This window comes from Streptomyces sp. NPDC054840 (genome assembly GCF_053611065.1).
The window spans coordinates 1-3,035 of the sequence record NZ_JBSGZP010000802.1 but is presented as its reverse complement, the minus strand read 5'-3'; the positions used below and the strand labels follow the sequence as shown (position 1 = coordinate 3,035).

Here is a 3,035-nt window from a genome sequence, read left to right as displayed (position 1 = left end):
CGACAGCCAGGCTCTCGAGCCCCTCGTCCGCGGCATACCGCCCATCCGTTCCCGCCGCGGACGGCGACGACGCAAGCCCGGCAAGCTCCACGCGGACAAGGGCTACGACTACGCCCACCTGCGACGATGGTTACGCGGACGCGGCATCGAACACCGCATCGCCCGCAGAGGCACCGAGTCCTCACAACGGCTCGGCCGCCACAGATGGGTCGTCGAAAGGACCATGTCCTGGCTCGCCGGCTGCCGACGACTCCACCGCCGCTACGAACGCAAGGCCGAGCACTTCCTCGCCTTCACCAGCCTCGCCTGCACCCTCATCTGCTACCGCAGACTTGCCAAATGAGATGACTTCTTAGTGAGCATGGAGCGGGAACGAAGATCACACAGAGCCTCACGGACCGTGCCCGCTCCACAGGCAATAACCAAGGTCAGCGGCTGGACAACTCCAAGGCCGTAGAGTTTCTGAAGGCGCATCATGATCCGGATGGCGGCGTACGCGAAGTACCGATCCCACCGGAATGAGGCAGGTCATCAAACCCGATGGTTCGATCGTGGAACCGACCCACGTCCGCATGGTTCCCAAGCCTGACGAAACCTATAAAACGGCCTTCCCCATAGTGAAGTGATGGTGAAATGACCATGAAGATATCCCTGACGTCCCCCTCGGTGAAATTGGCTCCCGACTTGATGGAAATCGGATTCTCCGATAACGACTACGAGTCGCTCGCGATGGATGCATGCCAGCTGCTCTCGGAAACCGATGCACGCTTCCTCGTTTCCGGGTTCGGCCAAGAAGAATGGCCGGTGAGTGTTTCGTACGATCTCTCATCGGTCATCGAGCAGCTCCCCCAGGCGATCGATAGTCTGCAGTCGGGCCGTTCCGTCGAGATCGACCTCTACGGGCAGGGCATCGAACGGCGCCTGACCTTCACGCCCACCGGGGATACCACGGAGATCCGCTGCGTCTCGGGCACCGCGTGGCGCCCGGATCCAGAGGTGGAGGTCCTGTCGCGGGCGGCAGCGCTCGAACTTCTCACCGGCTTGGCCGCCGATTTCGGGTCCGCGCTGCGACGTGCCGCTCCCGAGCTCGCGATGGTAACGCCTTTCGCGAAATGGTAGCCGGGACTGAATGCCGAAGGGCTGCTTTCCCGGGTCATCCGGTTAATCGTGATTAGTCTCGCCGTATCGAGCGGCGAGGCCGCCTGCGGGAATGCTTACGGAGTCACGTGATCCCCAGGATGTGGAAATGCCCCTGCTCACGCGCGCCTGCTCGCATCAAGGTGAGCGAACACCACCACATTATCCAAATAGTCCCGGGCCTTTCGATCGTAGGCGCCACCACAGGTGATAAGGCGCAGCTCGGGCCTCGGCACATCAGCATAGACCCGGTCGTCTGGAAAGCGAGCCTTGCTGAAGGTGTTCACGGAGTCGACTCTGAAAGTTGCAATAACGCCGTCTGTGCGAATGACGTCGATCTTATCCCCTCTTTTTAGCTTACTTAGATGCATGAATACTGCAGGGCCTGCCATCGTGTCAACGTGGCCTACAATAATCGATGCGCCAGCCTCTCCGGGCGATGCAGCACCCCGGTACCAGCCAACGAGGTTGGCGTTGTCCGGAGGTGGCGCGTTGAGCTTCCCAGAAGACGTCAGTGACAATTCCGTGAATGGCGCGTCGACACCAATCTGTGGAATGGAGAGTCGCTTCGGCACGGAGTGAGACAACACTGTCACATCTGCGGTCGAATTGCTGGGCGGCGTAGTGGGCGTAACCACTGCGGGCCGGAACGGCTGCGCCGGAACAGAGGGCAGACTTGGCGGGTTGATGGTGAGCAGTGCACCCACCCACACGGCCACCGCCGGCAATACCATGGCGCGCCAAAGGGGACGCACCAAGTGGGTCCGTGACGGTCGCGGCGGCAGCGATGGCTGGATAATCATCGAAGGGGGACTTCCGTGAGGGGGCAGTTCGAATAGGCACGGCCGCCGCCACAAGACGGCGGCCGTAGTGACGCCAGATCAGTTCACAGACGCATCCAAGGCTGCGCGCCGCCGCAGCACAGCGTAAACCCCCGTCGCGATACCACCGAGCAGTAGTGCTGTCCCCGCCGCCGAGCCGCTCTGCGCCGCAGCCAGGCCTCCACCGCCCGCGCGGACACCGCCAATCGGCTTCGCCCGCTTCCCCTCCTTCACCTGCTCCGCCTGCTTCTCCTGCCTCACCTTCTCGCGCATCGTCTGCAGCGCCTGCTTCGCCTGCTTCGCCTGCTCGCGCTTCGCCGGATCGTGCTTCGCCAGCTCTTCCAGCTTAGCCAGCTCGCGCATCGCCAGCTTCTCCAGCTTCTCCTGCTCGCGCTTCTCCTGCTTCTCCTGCTCCCGCTCGTGCTTCGGCTGCTTGCTGGGCTCGCCCATTCCGGGCTGCTTCTGCTCCTCTGCCGACTTGGGGTACTTGCCCTGACTGTCCGCAGAGCCAACGTCCGAGCCCACGCGCCCATCCAGGGCCAGAGCACTGGCTGCGGGGGCCGAAAGTGCGAGGGTTGCAGCGGCTACAGCGGCTGAGGCGTATAGGGCAACGGGCGTACGCATGCGCGGTCCTTTCGCGGCTACTCCGCAAACCGGCACGACACCGGATTTCGGTACGTAGTAGCAACGCGCCCACCTTTAGCAGAAATCCCACTGTACGTGACCGGGGATCGCCCGACGTATCTGTGGATTAGCTATTCCGTACGCCTTTCGAGTGCCCACCAGATGGACTGGCGTGAGACATTGTCAGATTGACTGAATGAGGTTTCTCCAATCTCGGTACTCTCTCGGGACGTTGGTCGAGAGCCACAGGCAAGTCCGCCTCGCCCCGTTTCGGCCTGACCCTCGTCGAGGGCGGCGCGGGCCGCGTCCACCACACGTCCCGGTGTCGCGAAGTGCAGCTCTCCGCAGGCGAGTTGGACGTGTCCTATGTGGTGAGGCGGACGAGCCGTTTGTAGCAGCAGAGGCGGCTGCGAGACCGAGAAGAGCCAGGTAGTTGCGGGGGTGGCGTTCGTA

At 62.8% G+C, this 3,035-nt stretch carries 4 protein-coding genes; 2 read left to right on the top strand and 2 right to left on the bottom strand.

The genetic code is table 11. From position 1 onward, the window contains the following. Nucleotides 1-343: transposase (locus tag ACWGIU_RS34240; protein ID WP_453712002.1), on the top strand; the 343-nt coding region annotated here is incomplete at its 5' end. A 296-nt stretch (nt 344-639) separates the two neighbouring features. Then, nucleotides 640-1,119 (top strand): hypothetical protein, encoded by a 480-nt coding sequence (locus ACWGIU_RS34235; RefSeq protein WP_453712001.1) that lies wholly within the window; start codon nt 640-642, stop codon nt 1,117-1,119. A 137-nt stretch (nt 1,120-1,256) separates the two neighbouring features. Here ACWGIU_RS34235 and ACWGIU_RS34230 read toward each other — a convergent pair whose 3' ends face one another. Continuing rightward, a complete protein-coding gene (locus tag ACWGIU_RS34230; RefSeq protein ID WP_453712000.1) occupies nt 1,257-1,940 on the bottom strand; it encodes a class F sortase in 684 nt (227 codons plus the stop codon). 78 nt (nt 1,941-2,018) lie between these two features. Further along, nucleotides 2,019-2,483 (bottom strand): hypothetical protein, encoded by a 465-nt coding sequence (locus tag ACWGIU_RS34225; RefSeq protein ID WP_453711999.1) that lies wholly within the window; start codon nt 2,481-2,483, stop codon nt 2,019-2,021. Nucleotides 2,484-3,035: the final 552 nt, after the last annotated feature.

Bases quoted from the DNA above. Each gene is read 5' to 3' on its own strand.
- ACWGIU_RS34235 (WP_453712001.1), top strand. From the start codon at position 640: ATGAAGATATCCCTGACGTCCCCCTCGGTGAAATTGGCTCCCGACTTG.
- ACWGIU_RS34230 (WP_453712000.1), bottom strand. From the start codon at position 1,940: ATGATTATCCAGCCATCGCTGCCGCCGCGACCGTCACGGACCCACTTG.